The organism is Clostridium sp. LS3, from assembly GCF_055330225.1.
The window spans coordinates 3,704,250-3,729,365 of record NZ_CM143921.1; the positions used below are offsets into that span (position 1 = coordinate 3,704,250).

General features: G+C 29.4%; 16 protein-coding genes, 1 pseudogene and 1 other annotated feature (1 of these 18 cut by a window edge). Of the genes and pseudogenes, 1 reads left to right on the plus strand and 16 read right to left on the minus strand.

What is annotated here, in order from left to right; all coding sequences use genetic code 11:
- Positions 1–25 (minus strand) — a binding site (T-box leader) (it extends 217 nt beyond the left edge of the window).
- A gap of 145 nt (positions 26–170) precedes the next feature.
- From ACZJV1_RS17490 to ACZJV1_RS17510, 5 genes and pseudogenes are all read right to left on the minus strand, one after another.
- Positions 171–1,139 (minus strand): hypothetical protein, encoded by a 969-nt coding sequence (locus tag ACZJV1_RS17490; protein ID WP_463650920.1) that lies wholly within the window; start codon positions 1,137–1,139, stop codon positions 171–173.
- Between the two features lie 642 nt (positions 1,140–1,781).
- Positions 1,782–2,815, minus strand: a pseudogene (locus tag ACZJV1_RS17495) (Cfr family 23S rRNA (adenine(2503)-C(8))-methyltransferase).
- A 162-nt stretch (positions 2,816–2,977) separates the two neighbouring features.
- A complete protein-coding gene (locus ACZJV1_RS17500) occupies positions 2,978–4,456 on the minus strand; it encodes an Lsa family ABC-F type ribosomal protection protein (protein ID WP_463650921.1) in 1,479 nt (492 codons plus the stop codon).
- A gap of 473 nt (positions 4,457–4,929) precedes the next feature.
- Positions 4,930–5,757 carry a metallophosphoesterase family protein gene (locus ACZJV1_RS17505; protein ID WP_463650922.1) on the minus strand — a complete coding sequence of 276 codons (828 nt, stop codon included), beginning with the start codon at positions 5,755–5,757 and terminating at the stop codon, positions 4,930–4,932.
- A gap of 411 nt (positions 5,758–6,168) precedes the next feature.
- Entirely contained in the window at positions 6,169–7,059 is an 891-nt protein-coding gene (locus ACZJV1_RS17510; protein WP_463650923.1) for a GGDEF domain-containing protein, read from the minus strand.
- Positions 7,060–7,951: 892 nt separating this feature from the next.
- Here ACZJV1_RS17510 and ACZJV1_RS17515 point away from each other — a divergent pair.
- Positions 7,952–8,122, plus strand: a complete 171-nt coding sequence (locus tag ACZJV1_RS17515; protein ID WP_463650924.1) for a hypothetical protein — start codon at positions 7,952–7,954, stop codon at positions 8,120–8,122.
- Positions 8,123–8,548: 426 nt separating this feature from the next.
- On the opposite strand, the gene rlmD is transcribed toward ACZJV1_RS17515, so the two are convergent.
- The 11 genes from rlmD to uvrC form a co-directional block, all read right to left on the minus strand.
- Positions 8,549–9,928, minus strand: coding sequence for a 23S rRNA (uracil(1939)-C(5))-methyltransferase RlmD (gene rlmD / locus ACZJV1_RS17520; protein ID WP_463650925.1), 1,380 nt, complete (start codon positions 9,926–9,928; stop codon positions 8,549–8,551).
- Positions 9,929–10,484: 556 nt separating this feature from the next.
- Entirely contained in the window at positions 10,485–11,903 is a 1,419-nt protein-coding gene (pyk, locus tag ACZJV1_RS17525; RefSeq protein ID WP_463650926.1) for a pyruvate kinase, read from the minus strand.
- A 117-nt stretch (positions 11,904–12,020) separates the two neighbouring features.
- Complete coding sequence (pfkA, locus tag ACZJV1_RS17530) at positions 12,021–12,980, minus strand: 6-phosphofructokinase (RefSeq protein WP_411169110.1); 960 nt, start codon at positions 12,978–12,980, stop codon at positions 12,021–12,023.
- A gap of 416 nt (positions 12,981–13,396) precedes the next feature.
- A complete protein-coding gene (locus tag ACZJV1_RS17535) occupies positions 13,397–16,954 on the minus strand; it encodes a DNA polymerase III subunit alpha (RefSeq protein WP_463650927.1) in 3,558 nt (1,185 codons plus the stop codon).
- A 29-nt stretch (positions 16,955–16,983) separates the two neighbouring features.
- Positions 16,984–17,934 (minus strand): DNA-binding protein WhiA, encoded by a 951-nt coding sequence (gene whiA / locus ACZJV1_RS17540; RefSeq protein ID WP_460289265.1) that lies wholly within the window; start codon positions 17,932–17,934, stop codon positions 16,984–16,986.
- A gap of 130 nt (positions 17,935–18,064) precedes the next feature.
- Entirely contained in the window at positions 18,065–19,420 is a 1,356-nt protein-coding gene (locus ACZJV1_RS17545) for a gluconeogenesis factor YvcK family protein (RefSeq protein WP_463650928.1), read from the minus strand.
- Positions 19,417–20,301, minus strand: a complete 885-nt coding sequence (rapZ, locus tag ACZJV1_RS17550) for an RNase adapter RapZ (RefSeq protein WP_463650929.1) — start codon at positions 20,299–20,301, stop codon at positions 19,417–19,419. Before rapZ ends, ACZJV1_RS17545 begins: the two co-directional genes overlap by 4 nt.
- A gap of 311 nt (positions 20,302–20,612) precedes the next feature.
- Positions 20,613–21,401 carry a TIGR00266 family protein gene (locus ACZJV1_RS17555; RefSeq protein ID WP_411169114.1) on the minus strand — a complete coding sequence of 263 codons (789 nt, stop codon included), beginning with the start codon at positions 21,399–21,401 and terminating at the stop codon, positions 20,613–20,615.
- A gap of 91 nt (positions 21,402–21,492) precedes the next feature.
- Positions 21,493–21,975, minus strand: coding sequence for an LURP-one-related/scramblase family protein (locus tag ACZJV1_RS17560; RefSeq protein ID WP_322412585.1), 483 nt, complete (start codon positions 21,973–21,975; stop codon positions 21,493–21,495).
- Positions 21,976–22,131: 156 nt separating this feature from the next.
- Complete coding sequence (murB, locus tag ACZJV1_RS17565; RefSeq protein WP_463650930.1) at positions 22,132–23,052, minus strand: UDP-N-acetylmuramate dehydrogenase; 921 nt, start codon at positions 23,050–23,052, stop codon at positions 22,132–22,134.
- A 115-nt stretch (positions 23,053–23,167) separates the two neighbouring features.
- The gene (gene uvrC, locus ACZJV1_RS17570; protein ID WP_463650931.1) at positions 23,168–25,039 is read right to left on the minus strand and encodes an excinuclease ABC subunit UvrC; all 1,872 of its coding nucleotides are present in this window, start codon (positions 25,037–25,039) and stop codon (positions 23,168–23,170) included.
- Between the last annotated feature and the right edge of the window lie 77 nt (positions 25,040–25,116).

Below are 25,116 nucleotides of genomic sequence, written 5' to 3' on the forward strand. Positions count from 1 at the left end.
TTACTCTTCTTGTCATAGCCGTTAATTCCTATCGGATTACTGTATTATTATATTCTCATTATATGCACATTTTTTTTATTTGTCAACGCTTTTTCTATGACTTCACTTTAATTTATTATATTTTAAATATTTCTAGATTTATATTTGGATAGCAAAATAATTTTTGCCTCTTATTCTATACCACATGCTTTTTTTAATTCTTCAACTGTCCCATGCTTCTTACCATTTAAGTCAGATAACCATTGATTCTCATTATTACGATCTATTGACTTAGCATTATCAAAATTTTCAGGATTAGTAATTCTAGTAGCAACAGCTCTTGTTATAGTAGAAACTCTACACTTAGCTATTCCATATCCAGCATTTATATCCGGCTTAGATCCATTAGATGACCAATAATATACAATATCATCGCGATTTCCATCCTTATCGTAAGAAACAGTTTTATCTAGGAATAACACCAGATGTCCACGTTCGTCACCCTCACTATTATTATCATCACACCCAATACCATCATTCCAGAAAATTTTTAAAAAATCAAATCTCTCTACTTGGCTCCATGCATTATAATAATCCTTCTCTTTACTATACTCACTTCGAGAGCCAATATAATAATTTTTACCTGCATCTAACTCATTAACCAATACAGCTATACCAGGCCCATTTGCATTAGCTCTCCCCCAGCAACCAAACCCATCATCCTGCCTTGCTTGAATTACATTGCCAGAATCATCTTTCTCATCAAGTGTATATGGTTTTAAATTTATCCATGCCTCTTTAGAAATAACATTCTCTTTTTGAGATTCATTCCATATTGATAGACTTTTTAATAACAACATATAAATAGCTGATGAACAAAATGAAGGCCTTGCCTCATCAACATCAATAATAGGAGTATTTGATTTAGAATCTAACTTATATGCTTTATCCATTCCTTCCCAAGCATTTTGTTTAAAACCTTCTAGATGTTTGAAACCAGTATAGTAACCTCCTTTATCATCAAATAATTCCATTGATTTTAAAGTAGCATCACTCCATGTTGATTTCTTCTTTGCTTTAATAGAAGAATCATATCCAATTAATGAGAACGATAGGCATATAATAACTCCAATTGAAAAATATTTTAAATATCTTTTCATTTTTCCAACCCCTTTTAATTCTTAATTAAAATAAAAATACCCCCCTTTATTTTATTATACATTTTTTATTTATTTTGTAAATATATTCCATAAATATAACTGATATTTGTAATTTTATTTCATGAATCTCTTTAGAGTTTTTAACAGATGAATTAAACTAATTTTTGAAGTGTTAATATAATCGTTCATGATTTTTTATGGTTGATGTACATTATTGATTTTCTAAGAGTATATCTCGTGTAGTTACTACAAATCTCTATAGAGTAACTACAAGAAAGCACCTGATAAATGAGCATAATTCTTGATTTTGCTGCAAAACATAAAACGGTAACTTTAATTTTTCAAAAGCTACCGTTAGCAGGTTAATTTTCATTTTCACTAGCTTCTTTTATCAGCCTTATAATAATAATGTAATCTTCTATGCTGATTAACCTTCCCAGTTTCTCCCCCAAATTGTATCTAACTTTTTTCTAAGAGTGTATCTCGTGTAGTTACTATAAATCTCTATAGAGTAACTACAGAAAAGTCCCTCAAATCTAAAGTTTGAGGGACATACAACACTCTTCAATATTTAATTAAAAATCTTCAAGACCTTTAAAATGAGGCTATTTCTTTACTCAAATGAATATTTTTGAACTAACATTATAATTCATTTTCATAACACAACTGTCCGCAAGCAGCACTAATTTCAGAACCAAATTGTGTTCTAACAGTTACACTAATACCAGCTTTCTTTAGTATACTGCAAAACTGCTTGATAGCACTTGAAGATTGAAATTTAAAAGTTGTTTTATCCGTAGAATTATAAGGTATCAAATCAATGTGATATAAATGCTCCCATGAACTACGATTTTTCAATAAACCTACAACTGCCTCTGCATGTTCTTTTGAATCATTAATTCCTTCAAGCATAATATAAGCAATAAACACTCGTCGTCCCGTATGAATGATATGTTCATCTAATGTTTTCATTACATCATTCAATGGAAATCTTTTATTTATAGGCATTAAATCACTTCGTTGGCTTTCAAATGGTGAATGAAGTGAAAAAGCCAGATTCACTTGTGGAAATTCTTTGGTCAATCTTTGAATTCCCGATATAATGCCAATTGTTGAAATAGTAATTCTTCGTTGACTTAACCCAAATAAATTTTGATCAGTTAAAATTTTTACTGCATCAAATAACTCTGGATTTGCAAAAGCCTCACCCATTCCCATAAATGAAATACTATTCAATCTATGGCCATTAAAATAGAAATAAAGTAATTGATCAGTTATCTCATCAGCAGTAAGATTGCGTTTAAATCCAGCACTTCCTGTTGCACAAAAACGACATCCAAAACCACAACCACATTGGGAAGAAATACAAAACGATTCCCACCCCTGTTTATACTTTAGTCCAACAGCTTCTATTCTTTCTCCATCATTCAATTCGAATAACAATTTTTGAGTTTGTTTAGAATTTTGTAAAAAATAGGTATTACACTAGATACATTATTTCCAAACTCATTTACTAAAGCCATCCTTAACGTTTTTGGTAGTATATGCATATCATCAAAATCACCTATTCTTTGATGAAAAATAGCTTTTGTAAGCTGCTCGTATCTATAATCAGGTAATTTCAAATCCGATACTATTTGTTTCATTTTTCCATATTTCGTTTTTGTCTGTTTCACGTAGGCTTCCCCCTCACTATTAATAGTTAGGAAGCAAAGCCAGTATAATTAGCGACTTATACTACTCCATGCAAGCGTCGCCCAAAACATCTAGCTTTGCATGGAGCCTATTGTGTGTTACTTTTATATTCCCATCAAACATATTAATTGCCATTTCTACCTTTACAATTTTATTATTTTTGTTGCAACATTTTCACAAAATGCACTATCATGCTCAACAAACAAAATTGTAGGTTCATGTTCAATTAACAATTTCTCAATCTGCATACGAGAAATGACATCAATAAAATTCAATGGTTCATCCCAAATATACAAATGTGCCTGCTCAGATAAACTTTTTGCAAGCAATACCTTTTTCTTCTGTCCTCCACTAAAATCCTCGATATTCTTTTCAAACTGTTCTCTTGAAAAATCAAGTTTTCTAAGCATCGCTTTAAATAAACTCTCATCAATACAGTGTTTATCTGCATACTCAGATAAGTTACCATATAAATCTGAAGTATCTTGTGAAACATACGAAATGATTAACTTATTATTCTTTCTTACAATTCCACTATGGGGGATATCTTCTCCATAAATTAATTTCAATATACTTGATTTTCCGCTGCCATTCTTTCCTTGAATAGTAATTCTTTCGCCTTGCTCTATAGTGAAGTTTACTCCTTCACAGACAATTCTATCATCATATTCAATTGCAACACCTGTAAGTTCTACAAGCTTTTTATCATGGAAAGTGAGTGGTACTATTTTTAAGCTTTCATTAGATTCAATATTTTTAAGAAGCTTTGATTTTTCCTCAATCATGTTTTGTTGTCTAGCTTCTATATTTTTAGCACGCTTCATCATTTTTGCAGCTTTATGCCCAACATATCCTTTATCTAATTTACTCCCAGAATTAGTAGTTCCATACTTGCTGCTTTCAACACTATCTGACCACGTAGATGTACGTTTTGCCGAGCTAGAAAGTCTGTTAATATCCTTTTTCAATTTTTCGTTTTCTGCTAGCTCAAAACCATCTTGTAATTCTTTATTTCTCCACCATGAAGAAAAGTTTCCTTTTTGTATTTCAATATTAGTTTTATTAATAGACAAGATATGGTCAACACAATTATCCAAAAAAGATCTATCATGTGAAATCAGAATAAATCCTTTCTTTTTTTTCAAGTAATTACTTAGTTTTTGCCTAGCTTCAGCATCCAAATGATTGGTAGGCTCATCAATAAGTAAGAAGGAATTTTCCTTCAAAAACATAGCGCCCAACAATGCTTTGGTCTGCTCTCCTTTAGATAGTGTATAAAACTGTCTATATAAAGCATCGTAGTCCATATCTAACAAAGATAATTCTTTTACTATTTCCCAATCCATTGAATTTGGACTAATCTCTCTTATGACATCTATGGTGAAATTGCTTTGCTCATGCACCTCATAAGGAAAATATTCAAAAGTCACATCAGCTGAAATGTTTCCATTATATTCGTACTTCTCAAGCAAAAGATTTAGAAAAGTAGTCTTTCCTCTTCCGTTTCTTCCAGTTAATCCCAATTTCCAATCGGTATCAATTTGAAAACTAACATTTTCAAAAATATTATCATAGCTACCTTCATAAGCAAAGGTTAGGTTTGTAACATTTATTAAAGACATATTTTTGTCCTCCTCTGTATTTAATAGTATAAATAACAAAGTCGGAACAATAGGCGATCTTGTTATTACTCCATATAAGTGTCACCTGCAGTATCCGACTCTATATGGAGATTATCATGTGTTAGTAAAGTGTCTTCATTTATCATAATATTATTTATCCTCCTTATTCGAATTATTTATAAAAAAGTAAGAGCCGCAAGAATTAATTATTCTTACAGCTCATAGATATACGTAGTTAAGCTAACCATTATAGCATAACACAAGTGTATATATTAAGAGAAAAAAGAATAACCTTCTTGCATAAGTACAACAAAACAAACAGAATACACCTGTTTATCTTTGTATTAAATGTACGTTAAAAATTAGCAAGAAAAATTAATCATTTTTTCACCTCAAATTTCAATTTTTTCATCATTATACTATTGTGCATCTGAAAAGTCAATAAATAGTGGATCAAGAAAATCTATTTCTTCTTACTTGATGTTCACAGAATAATTTGAAACAGTTTTTCCTGAAAGATCTTTATAATAGAAATTAATATTCGTGCCATCATTGCTATTTATTAAATTTATAAGCAATCCATATGCTCCATTATTTCCTTGCTTCATTGATCCCATATTTGCATATGTGAAATTAATAGGAACTTCTGAAGAAGACTTGGAGCATTGTATAGTATCACCCTTCACTTTAACTGTACCATAATTTGTATCATTTTGAGAATGATTATGTCCCCAAAGGAATATTACGTTTCCATAATTATTAAGAAGAGAAAGGAGATCTTCTGAATTTCCAATGGTTCTCTTCCCAAAATAATGAATAGGGCAATGAGAAACAACAAAAACTGGCTTCGATGAATTTATGTCATTCAAAGAAGATTTAAGATTCTCCATATCGTCAGTTGTAAAAGACTTGCTTGATGAATCCATTACATATATAGCATAATTGCTATTGTTAACAACTAATCCTGAATCATATTTTCCTCCCTTCCCCTTATCATGGTTACCTTTTGCTAATATGGATGAAGTTCCGCTAAATTGGCTCTTCACATCAGAGACATAGGATTCTGCATCATCTGCACCTACATAATCACCACCAAAAATCATGTAATCCATCGATATTGTCGTACTTTTCAAATTAGATAGCCATTGTGTCAAATTAGAAATCTTATGGTGGAGATCTGAAGTAACTCCAATATATGTAGTATCCTTTACAGTTTCTGAATAAACTGTTGGCGCATAAGAACTAACCAGTAACGTTAATATAATAAAAAATAATAGTTTGTTAAATTTTTTCATTTTCATGTAATCTTACGCTCCTTTCTATTGTTTTAATATATAATTTCCATGGCTTAACATAAAATATTTGTCAAATAATGTTCCATGTCTATTTATAGTATTAATAAAAAAACAAACATTATACTTGAATTTTATATTTATAAAACATGGGAAAAGACGATTACTAAATAGCGTTTTTTTATTTAGTAATCGTCTTTTCTCTTTAAGTAAACGGAAGAATATACTTTTTTATAAGCTTCTCCCTATCACGCGGTTGTTGAATAATTTTAGAAGTGATTGAATTGTTGCTATATTGTTTTCTAAATTCTCTTGGGTATTACGTTCATTTTAAATAACAATTTCTGTTATTCCAGAAAATTTTAAAAAAATCAAACCTTTCTACTTGATTTTATGCATTATAATAATCTTCCTCATATACTATTTTATACTCTTATTTCTCCCTGTTTGCTTGGCTTCATACAGTTTTTTATCAGCATAATTTATCGCACTTTTTATATTTATATCAAAGTTATCTTCATCTAATGTATATATACCAAAACTTGACGTAATATTAATCTTGTTATCTTCACATTCAAAAACTTTTTCTTCGACTTTTTTCCTTATCTTTTCTGATATTTCAAAAGCAGTATTACTGTCTGTGTTGTCTAAAACAATAATAAATTCCTCTCCTCCATACCTTGCCACCCAATCACTATCTTTTCTTATTGAATTCTTAATTAATGAAGCAAATTCAAACAATATATAATCCCCTGCTAAATGTCCATAATTACTATTTATAGATTTAAAAAAATCTATATCTGCAATTATAATTGATAGTGGAGATTTTTGAGATGCACTTTTTAAAATATCTATTGGCAGCCTTTCATCAATAAAACGTCTATTATATATTCCTGTTAATTCATCTTTGATAATCTTATCATTCATTCCATTTATATAAAGCTGAATTTCCTCACTTGTTTTCTCAGAAAAATTTTCTATAATACCTGTATTTGTTACATCCTTTAACATTTCAAAAACATATTTCTTATTTTCCATAACTATAGGTGATGCCATTATCATATAAATTTTTTCTTTGTTATATTCAATTTTTACAAAAGTATCAGCTTCATTATATGCTCTCATAGATATACAATTAGGGCAATATTCTTCAGATTTCCAAAAATCATAGCAACTATTATTTAAAATTTTAATTTTAGTTTTATCATAATGTACCGTTTTTTTCGTTAATGGGTCTACTATCCTTATAACATCATATAAATTCTCCAATATTGACAAATTGTCAGTTAAAGCATTTAAATATTTGTCCATTTTAACTCCTCCAATTTATCTTCAAGAATATTAAAACTTCTTCTGATTTCCAATAATGATATAGAGTAGATACTTTAATGTTTGCTTATTCATATCTTTTATTTGCAATCATCTAAAAAAATTTTGCTTTATTTTTTTCATTTTACTTAATTTTAGCGCCATTATGCTATCCTTTAATGGACCATTCCTTACTCTCGTTTTTTATTCTGAAGATATTCTAATATAATTTTGTTCATCATTTCACTTATTTCTTTCAGTTGCTTTATATCTTTTTTATTTAAAATGTTTATATTTTAAATAACTTAACATGCTAGTTAATATCTAGTTTATTGAATGTATAATAGTGTCATTCCACCGTAAGAACTTTTTATAATCAAGTTTATTCTAGCATTTGTGAGTGAAGCCAACAAGTCAACATCTCATTAACTTTAACTTTAGTTGTATGATTTACTTATGCAAGTTTGTCTTATAACCCTGTTCAGCTTTATGCAGTATAGTCCGATTTCTTCAAATTACCGTTATTTATCTCACTAGTTATATTCTTCTCTTTTGTTTGTAACTTCTTCTTATAGACGTTTCACAACAGAAAAGAATTACTTATTTCAGCAATTCCTTTCTGCTCTCCATCTTCATTTTTAGGAAAGCAAAGGCATAAAAAATAATTTATAATATAGTAAGAGTTATACAGTATATTATTTTACTTATTTCATTTTTCATCTGTACTATTATAAAAATAAATCAAAAAATATCTATATGATTATTGGAAGAGTGTAAATTAAATTAATTGATATATAAATAAAGGTAATAATATATCCAATGCCTCTACTTTTATCAAATAAGTTAAAACCAATCACATCATTATGAAGAATTTAATTAAATTGGGATAAATCAGATGAAGATAGGTACACTATTAGAAGAACTTATTAATATAGCACAAATATCTAAAACAGATTTTGCTATTAGTATGAATATGACACCAAGTGGATTAAGCAAAATCCTAACCGGAAGAAGACTGCCTCTTTTCAGAGAAAAAAGACTTATAGATTTTCTTATATTCTTCTGATACAGAAGTAATCCACAAGCCTAAATATTTTATAAATTCATCACTTTATCTTAAATCACCTAAATAATAGTTAATTCAAATTAGAAGTTGATGTACATCATTGATTTTCTAAGAGTATATCTCGTGTAGTTACTACAAATCTCTATAGCGTAACCACAAGAAAGCACTTGATAAATGAGCACAATTCTTGATTTTGTTGCAAAACATAAAACGGTAGCTTTAATTTTTCAAAAGCTACCGTTAGCAGGTTAATTTTCATTTTTGCATTAAGAATCTCTACCATATCTATGCAAAGTTAGAACATAAAGTCCCCTAATGAACGCCCTAACTCTCTAACTTGAAATAAATGAGCAGTACTTTATATAGTCTTTTTTAGTAATCTAATTTTTTAGAAAATCTACACTATTGTTATTAAGTTGATATAATTTATTTTCCATCTTGACCATAACGCGTCATCATTATCACCGTCTCCACATGTGATGTATGTGGAAACATATCAACAGGCTGAACTATTTCAGTCCTATATCCTTTTTCTTCTAATATCTTTAAGTCCCTTGCTAAAGTACTTGGATCACAAGAAACATATACAACTTTTTTAGGCATTGCTTTTCCTATTGCTTCTAATAGTTTTATATTGCAACCTTTTCTTGGTGGGTCAACAACTATAACTTCTGGATTAATTCCTTTTTCCATTAGCTCTGGTATTATTTCTTCTGATTTTCCAACAAAGAATTCTACATTATTGACATTATTAATACTAGCATTCTCATTTGCATTATCTATAGCTGCTTTTATTATCTCAACTCCATATACTTTTTTAGCTTTTTGAGAAAGAAATAGTGTTATTGTTCCAGTCCCGCAATATGCATCAAATACAGTTTCTTCTCCTGTTAAATTTGCGTATTCTAAAGCTTTTGAGTATAAAACTTCTGTTTGAACAGGATTAACTTGGAAGAATGAAAGTGGAGATATATTAAATTTAAAATCTCCTATGTAATCTGTTATTGTACCTTCTCCCCATAATGTTATGCATCTTTCTCCTAATATTACATTAGTTTCTTTTTCATTTATATTTTGTATTATGCTTTTTATTCCATCTATCTCATTTTTTATTATATTTATAAACTCTTTTATATAAGGAACTTCTTTTTTTAATGTAACTAGTACAACCATCACTTCATTTGTTTTAAAGCCTCTACGTATCATTATATGCCTAATTATGCCATTAGGATTAAATTTTCCATCTATCGTTGCTGGTTGTATTTTGTATTTTTCTATCCATAGTCTTGTTAACTCTGCTACTTTATCTGCTACTTTATCTTGAATTAAGCAAGTATTTAAATCTATAATATCGTGACTTCTTGGTGCATAAAAACCTATTGCAAGCTTACCTTTTACTAAGCCAACTGGTAGTTGAACTTTATTTCTATATCTTTCTGGTTCTTCCATTCCTAATGGATATTTTACTATATCCTTTGATAATCCACCTATTTTATAAATACAATCTTTAACTCTTTCCCATTTATAATCTAGTTGTTTTTTATAATTCATATGTTGAACAGAGCAACCCCCACATCTTTTATAATTTCTACATTTTGGCTCTATTCTATCTTTTGAAGCTTCTAAAACTTCTAATAACTTTCCATATGCAAAATTTTTTTTGACTTTTATTATTAATACCCTTACTTTTTCTCCATATATGGCTCCTTCTATAAATATAGGATATCCATCTATCTTTGCTATACCTTCACCTTCGTAACCTACTCCTACTATATCTAAGATATATTCATTATTTTTTTCTACCAAAATAATCACCTCTTAAAATCTTATCTATCTATATGAGATCTTATATACTCTCTAAAGTTTCATCTTATAATAGCATAAAAATATATAAAACAAAAGGTGCATATTAATAAGACACTTACCTTATTAACGCACACAATATATAATTCCTATAAATTTATTTTAGATAAAAAAAAATGGCATCATAAGATGCCTAATTCAGAATTAGTTGCCATTTAATTCCTTTTTAATATTATTACAATATTCATTTCATAATATACATTATAACTTAAATATTATCAATATAATTATGAACTTTTTGTTAATTATCTATTTTAATACTATTTTATAACATATTTAATTCAAATTTTATACTAAATATAAGCTTTTTTCTTTATAATTGATAATGATTTTCTTTTGATTAAACATTTATCAAATTTTAATTTATTAATATATAAAAAAGCTCTATGCTAATAGTTTATAACAGAACTATTAGCATAGAGACTTATTTCTTAAATTAATTATTGTGTTAATAAGTAAGTTTTACTTAAGTTGAAAAGTAAAATTATACTTCTATTTTTTATTCAACTACGCTTATCTTTAATAAGTTAGTAGTTCCTACTTTATGAACTGGAACTCCAGCTGCTATAACAACTGTATCTCCTACATTAACGAAACCATTAGCTTGTGCAGCCTTAACTGATTCTTCCATCATTTCGTCAGTTGATTCTACTTTGCCTGCAACAACTGGGTAAACTCCGAAACATAATGCTAACTTCTTAGCAACTTTTTCATCTGGAGTTACTGCAACTATCGGACAATCTGGTCTACATTGTGATAATCTTCTAGCAGTTGCACCACTTTGAGTTGATGAAATAATAGCTGAAGCTTTTAATTCATTTGCAGCATTTGCAGCAGCTCTTGAAATAACTCCTGCTATAGCTGGAATATGTTTCTTAGCTCTTGAAACTGCAACTTCATAGCTTAATTGCTTTTCAGCTTCTACAGCTATTTTAGCCATAGTTTGAACAGCTTCTACTGGCCAATCCCCATTTGCTGATTCTCCAGATAACATTATAGCATCTGTTCCATCATATATAGCATTAGCAACGTCAGATACTTCTGCTCTTGTAGGTCTTGGGTTTCTTATCATAGAATCTAACATTTGAGTAGCTGTTATAACTGGTTTACCTACATGGTTACATTTTTCAATTATCATTTTTTGAACAGCTGGTAATTTTTCCATTGGTATTTCAACACCTAGATCTCCTCTAGCTACCATTATACCATCTGAAGCTTCTAATATAGAATCTATATTGTCAACACCCTCTTGGTTTTCTATCTTTGAGAATATTTGAATATGCTCTCCACCATTTTCAACTAATATTGCTCTAATAGCTTCAACGTCTGATGCTTTTCTTATGAATGATGCAGCAACTAAGTCAACTCCAATTTCGCAACCAAACTTTAAATCTGCTATATCTTTTTCTGTTAATGCTGGTAATTTAATTGAAACTCCAGGAACATTAACTCCTTTATGAGTACCTACAAATCCTGTATTTTTAACTTTACAATTAACTTTGTTACCTTCTACAGATTGAACTTCTAATCCTACTAAACCGTCATCTATTAATATAATATTACCAGGCTTAACATCGTTAGCTAATCCTTCATATGTTACTGTACATTGTGTTGTATCTCCAATTACATCTCCACCTGCATATATTACAAAGTCATCACCTGACTTTAATTCTACTTTTTTAGGTTCGAACTTTCCAGTTCTTATTTCTGGTCCCTTAGTATCTAGCATTATAGCTATTTCTTTATTGTGTTTTTTAGCTAATTCTTTAACTAAATTAATTCTTTGTGCATGTTCCTCATGATCTCCATGTGAGAAATTATGTCTTGATGCATTCATTCCAGCTTCTATTATTTTTGATAATATTTCTGGATTTTCGCTAGCTGGTCCTACAGTACAAATCATCTTAGTTTTTCTCATGTAATAACACTCCTTTAATTTACGCATGTAATTTTTATTGTTAGTTTGATTAAATATTATTAAATCGACTAAATATAGTCATATATAATTTGAGTAATAAAATCAAATATGTATATCCTAAGATGAAATTTCGTTTGCTATGTCAAATAATTTTTCATCAAATGTTCTATCCAATGCCAATGCTTCATCTATATCTTGATCAATTATCTCATTATTTTTTATTCCTATTACTCTTGAAGTTTTTCCTTCTAAAAGAACTTCTACAGCCTTAGCTCCCATTTTAGATGCTAAAACTCTATCAGTAGCTGTTGGGCTTCCACCTCTTTGAATATGTCCTAGTATTGTTGCTCTTGTTTCAATTCCTGTAACACCTTCAACATATTTCGCTAATTCTTGCGCTCCACCTACACCTTCAGCTAATAAAACTAAATTGTGTATTTTTCCCTTTTGTTTTCCTTCTAATATTATTTTGCAAAGTTCTTCTTTTGAGAATCCTTTTTCTGGAGTTATTATATATTCAGCTCCACCTGCTATACCTGCATATAAAGCTAAATCTCCACAGTCTCTTCCCATTACTTCAACTATTGAAACTCTTTCATGAGAAGTTGATGTATCTCTAATTTTATCTATAGCATCTATTATTGTATTTAAAGCTGTATCAAAACCTATAGTAAAGTCAGTGTAAGTTAAGTCATTATCTATTGTTCCTGGTAAACCTACAGTTTTAACTCCTAACTTTGATAAAAGTTTAGCTCCTGTAAATGAACCATCTCCACCAATTACTACTAATGCATCTACACCGTATGCTTTTAATATTTTGGTAGCTTTAACTCTTACCTCTTCTTTTTTAAATTCAACACATCTAGCAGTTCTTAAAATAGTTCCTCCTCTATGGATTATGTCAGATACTGATGATCTATCCATAGTAAATAATTCTCCATTAACTAAACCACTATATCCTCTTTGAACGCCCATTACTTCTATGCCATGATGTAAAGCAGTTCTTACAACGGCTCTTATTGCTGCGTTCATTCCTGGAGCATCTCCACCACTAGTTAAAATAGCTATTTTTTTCATGTTGTTTCCTCCTTAACACCACCGGGACAAAGGTTGTCCCACATTCTGTGGAATTATCCATTTTTTTATTTACTATAATAATTTTTTTGCACTATATTAATTTAAATTTTCTTACTAATTTTTATTACCTTATTTATTTTACTTGCTACTCTAAGTTTATGCAACTAAAATAAATATATTATTAACGATTTTATACATTATTACGATTTTTATCGACTTTTTTATACTTTCTTAAGTATATTATAACCTAATTAATTATAATTTATATATTAATTAATAAATTTTTCTTAATTAATCATTGTAAATTTTTTCATTTTACAATTCATTAATATTACATATAAAATTGTAAATTTTTCACAATATAATTTAAGGGAAAGAGAGTTTTATCTCCTTCCCATTCTTGATACTAGCTTTAATTATTCTATAACTTTAACATTATCTTCACCAGCAAGTTCTCTAAAATAAATTACTGCATCCGATTCTAAGTTAATCCATATATCCTTTGACATTCTATACCTCTTCTTATCATTTGCTGTAAACACAAATACGGTTGTATCTCCTTTAAATTCTTTTGGCATAGTTCGCAATTCTTTCATCATATTCTTGCCTTCATCTAAATTATTTACTCTAATATAGACCTTAGCTGTATTTATCTTCTCTAAAGGCTCAATTGTTTCACATATAAGCTTTGGCAACTCATCTTCTTTTATGCTTACTCTTCCTTTTATTACAACTAAACTGTCTTCTTTTACAAATTCTCTAACTTTATCTAAAGTTTTAGGAAATACTATGACTTCAATAGTGCCTGTTAAATCTTCTAACTTTAAAAAGGCCATCATTGAATTACTTCTTGTTATTTTTTGATTTGCTTCGGCAACTATTCCTCCAAGAATAATCCTTTCCTCATCGTGTATTATATCTTCTGGTAATTCAATATTATTATATGCTTCTTGAATTATTTCGTAGGATTTATATATCTTTTCTATATTAGTCGTTGTTTGAACTCTTAAACTCTCAGCATATTCATCTAAAGGATGTCCTGATAGATATAGCCCTGTCATTTCTTTTTCCATATCTAAAAGATTTTTCTTTGAAAATTCTCTTATATTAGGATAACTTACCTCAGGTATATCTAAAACTTCTTCTTCTAAGCCAAATAAACTTATTTGTCCATCTATATTTCTCTTTTTTTCACTTGAAACTCCATCCATTAGTTTTTCATATACTGCTAAAAGTTTTGATCTAAATACATTAAAGTAATCTAAAGCACCTGCTTTTATTAAACTTTCGATTGCTCTTTTATTTACAGCAGATAAATCTATCTTATTTATAAAATCTATTAATGACTCAAAACTTCCTTTTTCACTTCTTGACGCAACAATAGTTTCAACAACATTATAACCAACATTTTTTATAGCTGCTAATCCAAATCTAATTTTATCACCTTTTACTGTAAATTTAGAATAACTTTCATTAATATCTGGTGGTAACACTTGAATTCCTAGACTTTCTGCAAAGTTAATATAATGTGCTACCTTTTCACTTGTTCCCATAACAGAGTTAAGCATTGCTGCTATTGTTTCTACAGGATAGTATTTCATTAAATATGCAGTTTGATATCCTATAACTGCATAGGCTGCTGCGTGAGATTTATTAAACGCATACGAAGCAAAGTCCATCATCTGATCGAATATTTTATTTGCAGCTTCTTCTGATATCCCATTTCTTTTACAGCCTGGAACTTCTATATTTCCTTCTTCATCTACAACTCCATATATAAAGTTTTTTCTTTCCTCCTCCATGACCTTGTGTTTCTTTTTAGACATCGCTCTTCTTACAAGGTCACTTCTTCCCATAGAATATCCAGCTAGTTTTCTAACTATTTCCATTACTTGTTCCTGATAAACCATTACTCCATAAGTAACATTTAATATTTCTTCTAACTCTGAAGTCTCGTATTGAGCTTTATCAGGACTTTGCTTACATTCTACATATCTTGGTATTTCTGCCATAGGTCCTGGTCTATATAAAGATATTCCAGCTATTATATCTTCCAGACAATCAGGTTTTAGCTCTTTCATGAAGGAAGTCATTCCTGGTGATTCTAATTGAAAGACACCTGCTGTTTTTCCTTCTCCAAGCATTTTATAAACTTCTTTATCCTCAAAGTTTATTTTATCTAAATTTATTTCTATTTCTTGATTTTCTTTAATCATTTTAACAGCATCATTCATAACTGTTAGTGTTCTTAAACCAAGGAAATCCATTTTCAATAATCCAAGCTCTTCTAATGTTGTCATATCAAATTGAGCTACTATTGATTCATCATTTTTTTGCAAAGGAACATATTCAACTAAAGGCTTAGATGCTATAACTACTCCTGCTGCATGTGTTGATGAATGTCTAGGTAAGCCTTCTAAATCTTTGCTTACATCTATTAACTCTTTAACTCTTTCATCCGTATTATATGCTGCCTTTAACTCTGGATTTATTTCTAAAGCTTTATCTATTGTTATTCCTAGCATAGTAGGAATCATCTTAGCTATTTTATCTACCTCTGCATAAGAGTAATTCATAGCTCTACCAACATCTCTTATGCAAGCTCTTGGAGCCATTGTTCCAAAAGTTATAATCTGAGAAACATTATCTACTCCATATTTATCTACAACATAATCAATAACTTCTTGTCGTCTTTCATAACAAAAATCCGAATCTATATCTGGCATACTTACTCTTTCAGGATTTAAAAATCTTTCAAAAAGTAAGCTATATTTTATTGGATCTATTTTTGTTATACCTAAAGTATAGGCTACTATTGAACCTGCTGCAGATCCACGCCCCGGTCCCGTTGGAATTCCATTATCTGTTGAGAATTTTATAAAATCCCAAGTAATTAAAAAGTAATCTACATATCCCATCTGCTTGATTACTGATAGTTCATATTCTAATCTTTTAATGTATCCACAAGCTTCTTCATTTGTTTTATAATAATCCACAAGCTCTTCCACATTTAGTGGTTTATTTATAAATTCTTTAAAAACTTCGTATCTTTCAATTAATCCAGAATAACAAACCTCTTTTAAATAATCATAAGGTTCAATTCCTTCTGGAACTGGGAATTTAGGAAGTTTTGACACATGGAATTCATAATCAAAATTGCATTCCTCTGCAATTTTAGTTGTATTTTCTAGAGCCTCTGGAATATATGAAAACATATCCCACATTTCTTCTGGAGATTTTAAGTAAAATTGGTCTGAAGGATACCTTCTTCTATTTGGATCATCAATAGTTTTTCCTGTTTGAATACACATTAATACATCATGTGATTCAGAATCTCTTTGATTTATATAATGAACATCATTAGTCGCTACTAAAGGAATATCTGTTTCCTTTGCTAACTTAATGTTTGATTCTGTAACCTTTCGCTGCTCATCCATCCCATGATTTTGTATCTCAAGATAGAATCTATCTTTAAAAATATCTTTATATAGAAGAGCTACTTCTTTAGCTTTTCCATAGTTATCTTTAAGGTGCCATGACTGAACCTCTCCCCCTAAGCAAGCACTTAAAGCTATAAGTCCTTCACTATGACTTCTTAAAAATTCATGATCTACTCTTGGCTTGTAGTAAAATCCTCTTATAGATGCTTGAGATACAATCTCCATAAGATTTTTATATCCTTCTTCATTTTTAACTAATAAAACTAGGTGATGGGTGCTATTTTCTTTATCATTAATCTTAATATCCATAGACTTTGCGGCCACGTATATTTCACAACCAAGTATAGGCTTAATTCCTTGTTCAATAGCTTCTTTATAAAAAGCAACACACCCATACATAACACCATGGTCAGTTATAGCTATACTATCCATACCTAGTTCTTTAGCTTTACTTATTAATTTTTTAATCTTTCCTGAACCATCAAGTAAACTATACTCAGTGTGGAGATGTAGATGGGTAAATTTTTTACTCAACTAAAACACCACCTTTATTTATTTATTTCTTAGTAAGTTCCTGATCTAACTTCTTCTGCTATTTTTTCTATTTTTCTTAATCTATGATTTACTCCGGACTTACCTACTGGAGGATTAAGCATTTCTCCAAGCTCTTTTAAAGATTCATCTGGATAGCTTAATCTAAGTTCTGCTATTTCTCTTAAGTTTTTTGGTAATCTTTGAAGTCCTATTTCTCTTTGTATTAACTTTATACTTTCAACTTGCCTTACTGCTGCATTAACTGTTTTACTTAAATTAGCCGTTTCACAATTTACAAGTCTATTTACATTATTTCTCATTTCCTTCATTATTCTTATGTTTTCTAATTCTAATAAAGAAGTATGTGCACCTATTATGCCTAAAAGGTTAGATATTTGTTCTCCTTCCTTTAAGTAAATAATATAACTGTTTTTTCTTTGAATTACTTTTGAATTTAACCCAAAAGTATTTATTAACACAGATAAATCTTTAGCATAATCTTCACTATGAGTAACAAATTCTAGGTGATAAGTTTTTTCTGGATTGGTTATACTACCACCACCTATAAAGGCTCCTCTTACATATGCTCTTTTTAATTCATCTGTTTTAACCATATTTTCATCTATTCTATAATCCAAAGTTAATACGCCTTCTACTTCTGTAAGTATTCCTGTCTCTCTTAAAAGATTTCTAACCCCCATATTTTCTTCTATAAGTACCATATATATATTATTTTTCTTTAGGGAATTACTCTTTTTAACCATTAATTTTGAATGTATATTAAAATGCTCCTTAAGTAAGCTAAATATATGCCTTGCAGACGCTGGATTTTCAGTAGTAATTCTAAATGCTAACCCTAACCCACTAAATGATATAGTTCCACTTACTTTCATTATTGCTGATATCTCAGCTAATGCTTCTTCTTTTGTTAATTCTGAATGTCTGCAAATTTCTCCTTTTACCTTTGATGAAAATGACATATGGCCTATTTCTCCTTATTATCTATTCTTATCATGTAATTATATCATAAACACTAATAAAAATTTAGATGTAAATTATAGCTTTAGGATAGTTTTCTATATTATAAAAAGAACCAAGAAGGTATAATTCTTAGTTCCTTTTATTGTTAAGCTTATTTTTTTTCTCTCTTTCTTTAATTCTTTGTGATACATACATATATTCTATTATTTTCTTTCTATCATACAATAACTTTTTCTCCATTATTGTATCAACTAAAACTTCTGCTAAATACTCTGAATCGTGCTTAACATAACCTTTTTCTATCTTTGCTAATGATGCCTCAACTACTTCTACTCCTAAGGCCTTTATTTCCTTCATATCTAATTCTACTAATTGAGAATTATCTAATAAGTATTTCTTTTTTACATCATCGGGAATATCTCCTCTATTTGCTATAACATAATCTATAATTCCTCTTCCAGCATACTTTTTTAATATCTTAATATGATCTGATGCTTTAAACCCATGTGTTTCTCCTGGTTGAGTCATTATATTAGATATATATATTTTAATTGCATCGCTTTTTCTTATACTTTCTGATATATCTTTTACTAATAAATTAGGAATTATACTTGTATAAAGACTTCCTGGTCCTAATACTATTGCATCTGCTTCCTCTATTGCTTTTATTGCATCCTCTAATGGCTTTGCATCCTTTGGCTCTATCATAAGCTTCTTTATCCTTGAATTTTGTCTTAACACTTCATCTGGAATTTGAGATTCTCCTTCTACTTTATTTCCATTCTCAAGCTCTGCAATAAGCTTCATATCCTCTAAGGTAACTGGTAAAACTTTCCCCGTTACCGCTAGTACTGAGCTCATCTTTTGAATCGCATCTTCAAAATTGTCACTTACCCCATCCATTGCTGCTAAAAACAAGTTGCCAAAGCTTTGATTTTTAAGCCTTCCATCCGGAAATCTATATTGTAGTAACTCCTCCATTAATGGCTCTGTATCTGCTAAAGCTAAAATACAGTTTCTTATATCTCCAGGAGGAAGCATACCAAGATCTTCTCTTAAGTCCCCAGATCCTCCACCATCATCGGCAACTGTTACTATTGCTGTTATATTAGATGTATAATATTTTAATCCTCTAAGCATAGTGGATAATCCTGTTCCTCCACCAACAACTACAATCTTAGGTCCTTTTACTAATAATCTCTTCTCATAAATAAGATTTTCCATCTTTCTGCTATCTAAAGACAACTGAATATATCCCTTATTAGTAAGTGCTATTATAGATTTCATGCTCTCTACTACTGATATATATATAACGAATATTCCTGTTATATTTAGGAATATATAAAATACTTTATAGTAAAAATCGTAAACTCTACGCATTGCTAGTTCAGTAAAGCCAAAGGCAATTAATAGTATTCCAAATATTCCAAAGAAAATCCACCTTTTAATTCTAACTCCTGGCTTTAACCAATCTTTAATACTCATAGTTTTTTAGCTCCTTGGTGTACATCTTCTATTATATCTCTATGTTCAACTGAAGCATTATAATTTCTTTCTAATAATTTTTTATATAAAGCATTAGCTATAGCTACTGATCTATGTCTTCCACCAGTACATCCTATAGATATTATAAGTTGTCTTTTACCCTCTTTCTTATAGTTAGGTATTAGGAAATCCAACATATCATCTGCTCTTTTTATAAATCCTTTAGTTTCTTCTTGCTTTAATACATAATCCTTTACTGGTTCATCATTTCCTGAATAAGGCTTAAGCTCTGCTATATAAAATGGATTTGGTATAAATCTAACATCAAATACTAAATCTGAGTCAACTGGTATTCCATATTTAAATCCAAAGCTTAAAACAGTTACTGAAAGTTGCTTTTCAGGTTGCTTCATATCTCCATAATTTTTGTTCATTTCTTCTCTTAAATCTCTAATTGCATATTTTGATGTATCTATAATTATATCTGCTCTATCTTTTACTTCTCTTAATCTATTTCTTTCTTCATTAATCCCTGTAATAACCCTACTTCCTGGTGCTAATGGGTGACTTCTTCTAGATTCCTTAAATCTCTTAACTAAAATCTCATCTGATGCATCTAAAAATAATATTTCATATTTAAAATCTTGTCTCTTTAAGTAATTTAAGCTTTCAAATAAATCATCAAAGAATATTCCACCTCTTATATCTATAACTAAAGCGACTTTATTAATTTTTCCTTGACTTTGAACACAAGCTTCTGCAAACTTTGGTATTAACTTTGGAGGAAGATTATCTACACAAAAGTATCCCATATCTTCAAGGCTTCTTGTTGCTTCTGTCTTGCCTGCTCCTGATAATCCTGTAACTATTATAAATCTCATCATGCTGCCTCCTTTTAATTTGAAGATTATATGATTAAATTATATCATATTAAGCTTATTTATATAAGTTATAATAAATATTATAGCTATACCTAAGCAGTAATATCCTTTCTATAAAATAAGATTTTTATTTAAAGACCCTAGATGAAGAATAAAAAATAAGTTAAAAGAGGAAAGCTGTCACTTCTCTCATTTTAACTTATTTTATATCTCTTTCTTTTATAATATCATATAGTAGCTTACTAAATTCAGCTCTTCAGTTCCTACACTAATTCTTATTCGCTTAGACATATCTAATAAATATTTTGTGATTAATTCTCAAAAAGACTTCCTAAACTTCCAAGAACACTACCTTGATCAACTGACTTTCCCATATTCTGTGGTGTAGCTGCATAAATTCTAGAAGCTAATTTACTAAATGGTAGACTTTGAATCCAAACCTCCCCTGGACCTGTTAAAGTTGCAAAAAATAATCCTTCTCCTCCAAATACAGCATTTTTAAATCCACCTACAAACTGTATATCATAATTTACATTTTGAGTTATTGCAACTAAACATCCTGTATCTATTTTTATGGTTTCTCCAGGCATTAATGTTTTCTTTACAATAGTACCTCCAGCATGTATAAATGCTAATCCATCCCCTTCTAATTTTTGAAGAATAAATCCTTCTCCGCCAAAAAATCCTGTTCCAAGCTTCTTTGTAAATTCTATCCCTACACTTACTCCTTTTGCACAGCATAAAAATGAATCTTTCTGACAAATTAACCTACCACCTAATTGTCTTAAATCCATAGCCATTATTTTCCCTGGGTAAGGAGCTGCAAATGCTACTTTTTGTTTTAAAACACCTGAATTAGTAAAAGCAGTCATAAACAAGCTTTCACCAGTCATAACTCTTTTAGCTGCTCCTCCAAGCTTTCCAAAAAAACCACCTTGAGATTTTTCACTTCCATCTCCAAAAATAGTTTCCATAGTTATACTATTATCCATCATCATCATTGCACCAGCTTCTGCAACTACAGTTTCTCTTGGATCTAATTCAATTTCTACATATTGCATTTCATTTCCTACAATTTCATAATCTACTTCATGAGCCATTATTATTTACCTCTCTTAAATAAATTTTATAAAATATATTATATTATTAATAATATAAATATAGTACACTTATCTACATATAATTTATATACTAATTATCACTATGAAATCTTACCATATCTATCATTACTAATAGTCCTACAAAAAAATTAGTATAACTTTCATCTAACACCTCTAAAGAATATCTGTCACGTCCAAAGGTTAACTCTTTATCTATTTTACCTATTTCCACACCATCTTTTCTTATTATATAGTGTCTCCCTAACATACTTTTTGATTCCATAGCCATTACCCCTACTGATCCAGTTATATTGTATTCAGGAACCATAAATTCTTTTTTAATTGTTGCTATTTCTCTCATATTTTCATCATAAGCAATATACTTATGTGCTCCTAACCTTAACTGTTGTCTCATATATAACACTTTCCTATTATTTGTATCATAAATACTTATATTTTTTCCTATGTCAAACTTGTCTGCTTCTGCAATAAAGGCTGTGTTATTATACTCATCTAACACATCAAATTTAGCTCCTATAGCAAATAATCTTTCTTTAACATAAAACCTTCTCATAAATACCTCCACACTAATCACAATATAATATAATTTATTTAAACTTTAAATACAGTATATTATACCTCTTATTACTTGTCAACAATTTGTTAGTTTTTTATAAAAAGTTTTAAAAAAAGACCTAAGAAAATTCTTAAGTCTTTTAAAATAAAATATTTATCTTTTATCCTCACCTATTATTCTAACTTCCGGATGTAATTCTACGTTAAATTGCCTTTTTACCTCATCTTGAATATATGATATTAAATCTAATATATCTTTAGCAGTAGCTCCATTTTTATTTATAACAAAACCTGAATGTTTTTCTGAAACTGCTGCACCACCTATACTATATCCTTTTAATCCTGCATCTTGTATAAGCTTACCTGCAAAATAACCTTCTGGTCTTTTAAATGTACTGCCTGCAGATGGGTATTCTAATGGTTGTTTTGATTCTCTTTTATTAGTTAGATCATTAACTGCATTTTTTATTTGATCTTCATCACCATTTTGTAATTTAAATCTAGCTGATAAAACAATATAATTTTTCTTCATAACTATAGAAGATCTATATCCTAATTCTAAATCATCTTTTGATAAAGTAATTATATTACCTTTATCATCTATAACTTCTGCACTCTCTATAACATGCGCTATTTCTCCATTATAAGCACCTGCATTCATAAATACAGCTCCACCTACAGTTCCTGGAATACCACATGCAAACTCAAATCCAGTTAGTGAACTTCTTAAAGCTGTGTTAGATACATCTTTTAGCATAGCTCCACATTCAGCCTCAACTATATCTCCTACTATCTTTATGTTCTTGACTTCATTTAACTTAATAACAACGCCTTTTAATCCACCGTCTTTTACTAACAAGTTAGATCCATTTCCAACTACGTAGAAAGGTATGTTTTTTTCTCTACAATTTTCTATTGTCTTAATAACCTGATCTTTAGATTCCGGAATTAAAAGAATATCTGCTGGTCCACCCACTCTAAAGTGAACATAATTTTTCATTTCCGCATCAATAATAACATTTTCACTTTTATAAAATTCTTCAAATAATTCTTTAAACACTTTATACTGATTCATACCTAACTCCTTATAAATACGTAGTAATATCCTTACATAGTATAAATTAAAAAACTTCAAGAAACAACCCACCAAAGGCATATTTATATATTATACCGAAGTTGTAACCCTTTTGTTACTTCTTTTCTTTTGTATTAAAGTAGTCTATTATGCTTTGAGCAGCTTTTTTATCTATACTAGGTGTTTCTAGTAATTCATTTATGGTTGCATTTTTAATATTTTCAACACTACCAAATTTCATTAAAAGATTTCTTCTTCTCTTTTCTCCTATGTTAGGAATATCTTCTAATATAGAATGTAATGTTCTCTTATCTCTCAAAGTTCTATGATATGTAATTGCAAACCTATGAACTTCATCTTGTATCCTTCTTATCATTTGCATTAGGTTAGAACTTCTATTTATTATAACTTCTTTATTGTTATATATAATTCCTCTAGTTTGATGCTTATCATCCTTTACTAATCCACAAACAGGAATATTTATATTTAACTTTTTTAATACTTCTAAGGCTACATTTACCTGTCCCTTACCCCCATCCATCATAATAAGATCTGGGAAACTAGAAAATTTACCACTTGAAAAGTTCAGATTTCTCTCTTGAATTTTTTTTATTTCTTCAAGACCATGGGCAAACCTTCTTTCTAGTATTTCTCTCATACTATCATAATCATTGGCACCTTTTACAGATTTTATTCTAAATCTTCTATAATCGCTGTTTTTTGATCTTCCTTCTTCAAAGACAACCATTGTTCCAACTGAGTCAACACCCTGTATATTAGAAATATCATAGGCTTCTATTCTAAATGGTACTTCATCTAAATCTAGTAAACACTGTAACTCCTGTAGGGATATTCTATTGATCTCCTTCTCTTTAAGGAACTTATCCTTAAATTGCTCTAAAGTTATTTTAGCATTATTTCTTACCATTTCAATCATATCTTTCTTTTGACCTTTTTGGGGTATCTTTATCCAAACCTTTGATCCTCTTTTAATGGTTAAAAACTCTTCCATAAGTTCTAAGTCTTCTATTTCCGGAATATATATAGTTTTAGGAATTTTAGCGGCTCCTGCATAAAAAGATGTTATAAAAGCTTGTAATACTTCTCCTATTTTATCATCTACTGTGTTTTCAAACATAAAATGTTCACGCCCAGTCACCTTGCCATCTCTAGCAAAAAATACTTGAATACAGCTATCTTTCTCATCTTGAAATATATTTATAAAATCTTCATCGCCTTCCATAGTTTTAAATATCTTTTGTTTTTCCACTATAGCCTCTATTGCAAGTATCTTATCTCTAAATTTTGCCGCTTTTTCAAACTCAAGATTCATTGAAGCGTCTTCCATATCTTTTTTAAGTGAATTTAGTATTGTTTTATCTTTACCATTAAGTATATCCATAATATCATCAATCATTTCACCATATTTTTCTTTTGTTACATATCCAGCACATGGCGCAACACATTTTTTAATATGGTAATTTAAACATGGTCTAACTTTTTCTCCATTTTCATTTATTATTAACTTACAGGTTCTTATAGGAAATATTTTATTTATCAAAGTTATAGTTTCATAGACTGCTGTTCCATTTGTATATGGTCCAAAATATTTGCTACCATCCTTTGCATATTTTCTAGTTACAAATACTCTAGGGTAGTCATCATTTGCTGTTATTTTTATAAATGGATAAAATTTATCATCCTTTAATGCTATATTATATCTTGGACTATGTTTCTTAATAAGATTACACTCTAAAATCAAAGCTTCCATTTCAGAATCTGTTACTATGTACTCAAACTCAGATATGTTTTTAACCATTACTTTAACTTTTTCTGAATGATTCTTAGAATTTTGAAAATAACTTTTTACTCTGTTTTTTAAAACTTTTGCTTTTCCCACATAAATTATTTCTCCAAGTGAGTTTTTCATTATATAAACACCAGGTTTATCTGGTAAATTTTTTAAATGATATTCAAAATCAAACATCAGAGTTCCTCCCTCCAATTATGATACTTCACAATATAAATTTTATCATTATATATAGAAGTAAACAAAACTTATTT

Excerpts from the sequence above, each read along its gene's own strand:
- ACZJV1_RS17490 (WP_463650920.1), bottom strand. The coding sequence starts at position 1,139 with ATGAAAAGATATTTAAAATATTTTTCAATTGGAGTTATTATATGCCTA.
- ACZJV1_RS17500 (WP_463650921.1), bottom strand. The coding sequence starts at position 4,456 with ATGTCTTTAATAAATGTTACAAACCTAACCTTTGCTTATGAAGGTAGC.
- ACZJV1_RS17505 (WP_463650922.1), bottom strand. The coding sequence starts at position 5,757 with ATGAAAATGAAAAAATTTAACAAACTATTATTTTTTATTATATTAACG.
- ACZJV1_RS17510 (WP_463650923.1), bottom strand. The coding sequence starts at position 7,059 with ATGGACAAATATTTAAATGCTTTAACTGACAATTTGTCAATATTGGAG.
- ACZJV1_RS17515 (WP_463650924.1), top strand. The coding sequence starts at position 7,952 with ATGAAGATAGGTACACTATTAGAAGAACTTATTAATATAGCACAAATA.
- pyk (WP_463650926.1), bottom strand. The coding sequence starts at position 11,903 with ATGAGAAAAACTAAGATGATTTGTACTGTAGGACCAGCTAGCGAAAAT.
- pfkA (WP_411169110.1), bottom strand. The coding sequence starts at position 12,980 with ATGAAAAAAATAGCTATTTTAACTAGTGGTGGAGATGCTCCAGGAATG.
- whiA (WP_460289265.1), bottom strand. The coding sequence starts at position 17,934 with ATGTCATTTTCATCAAAGGTAAAAGGAGAAATTTGCAGACATTCAGAA.
- ACZJV1_RS17545 (WP_463650928.1), bottom strand. The coding sequence starts at position 19,420 with ATGAGTATTAAAGATTGGTTAAAGCCAGGAGTTAGAATTAAAAGGTGG.
- rapZ (WP_463650929.1), bottom strand. The coding sequence starts at position 20,301 with ATGAGATTTATAATAGTTACAGGATTATCAGGAGCAGGCAAGACAGAA.
- ACZJV1_RS17555 (WP_411169114.1), bottom strand. The coding sequence starts at position 21,401 with ATGGCTCATGAAGTAGATTATGAAATTGTAGGAAATGAAATGCAATAT.
- ACZJV1_RS17560 (WP_322412585.1), bottom strand. The coding sequence starts at position 21,975 with ATGAGAAGGTTTTATGTTAAAGAAAGATTATTTGCTATAGGAGCTAAA.
- murB (WP_463650930.1), bottom strand. The coding sequence starts at position 23,052 with ATGAATCAGTATAAAGTGTTTAAAGAATTATTTGAAGAATTTTATAAA.
- uvrC (WP_463650931.1), bottom strand. The coding sequence starts at position 25,039 with ATGTTTGATTTTGAATATCATTTAAAAAATTTACCAGATAAACCTGGT.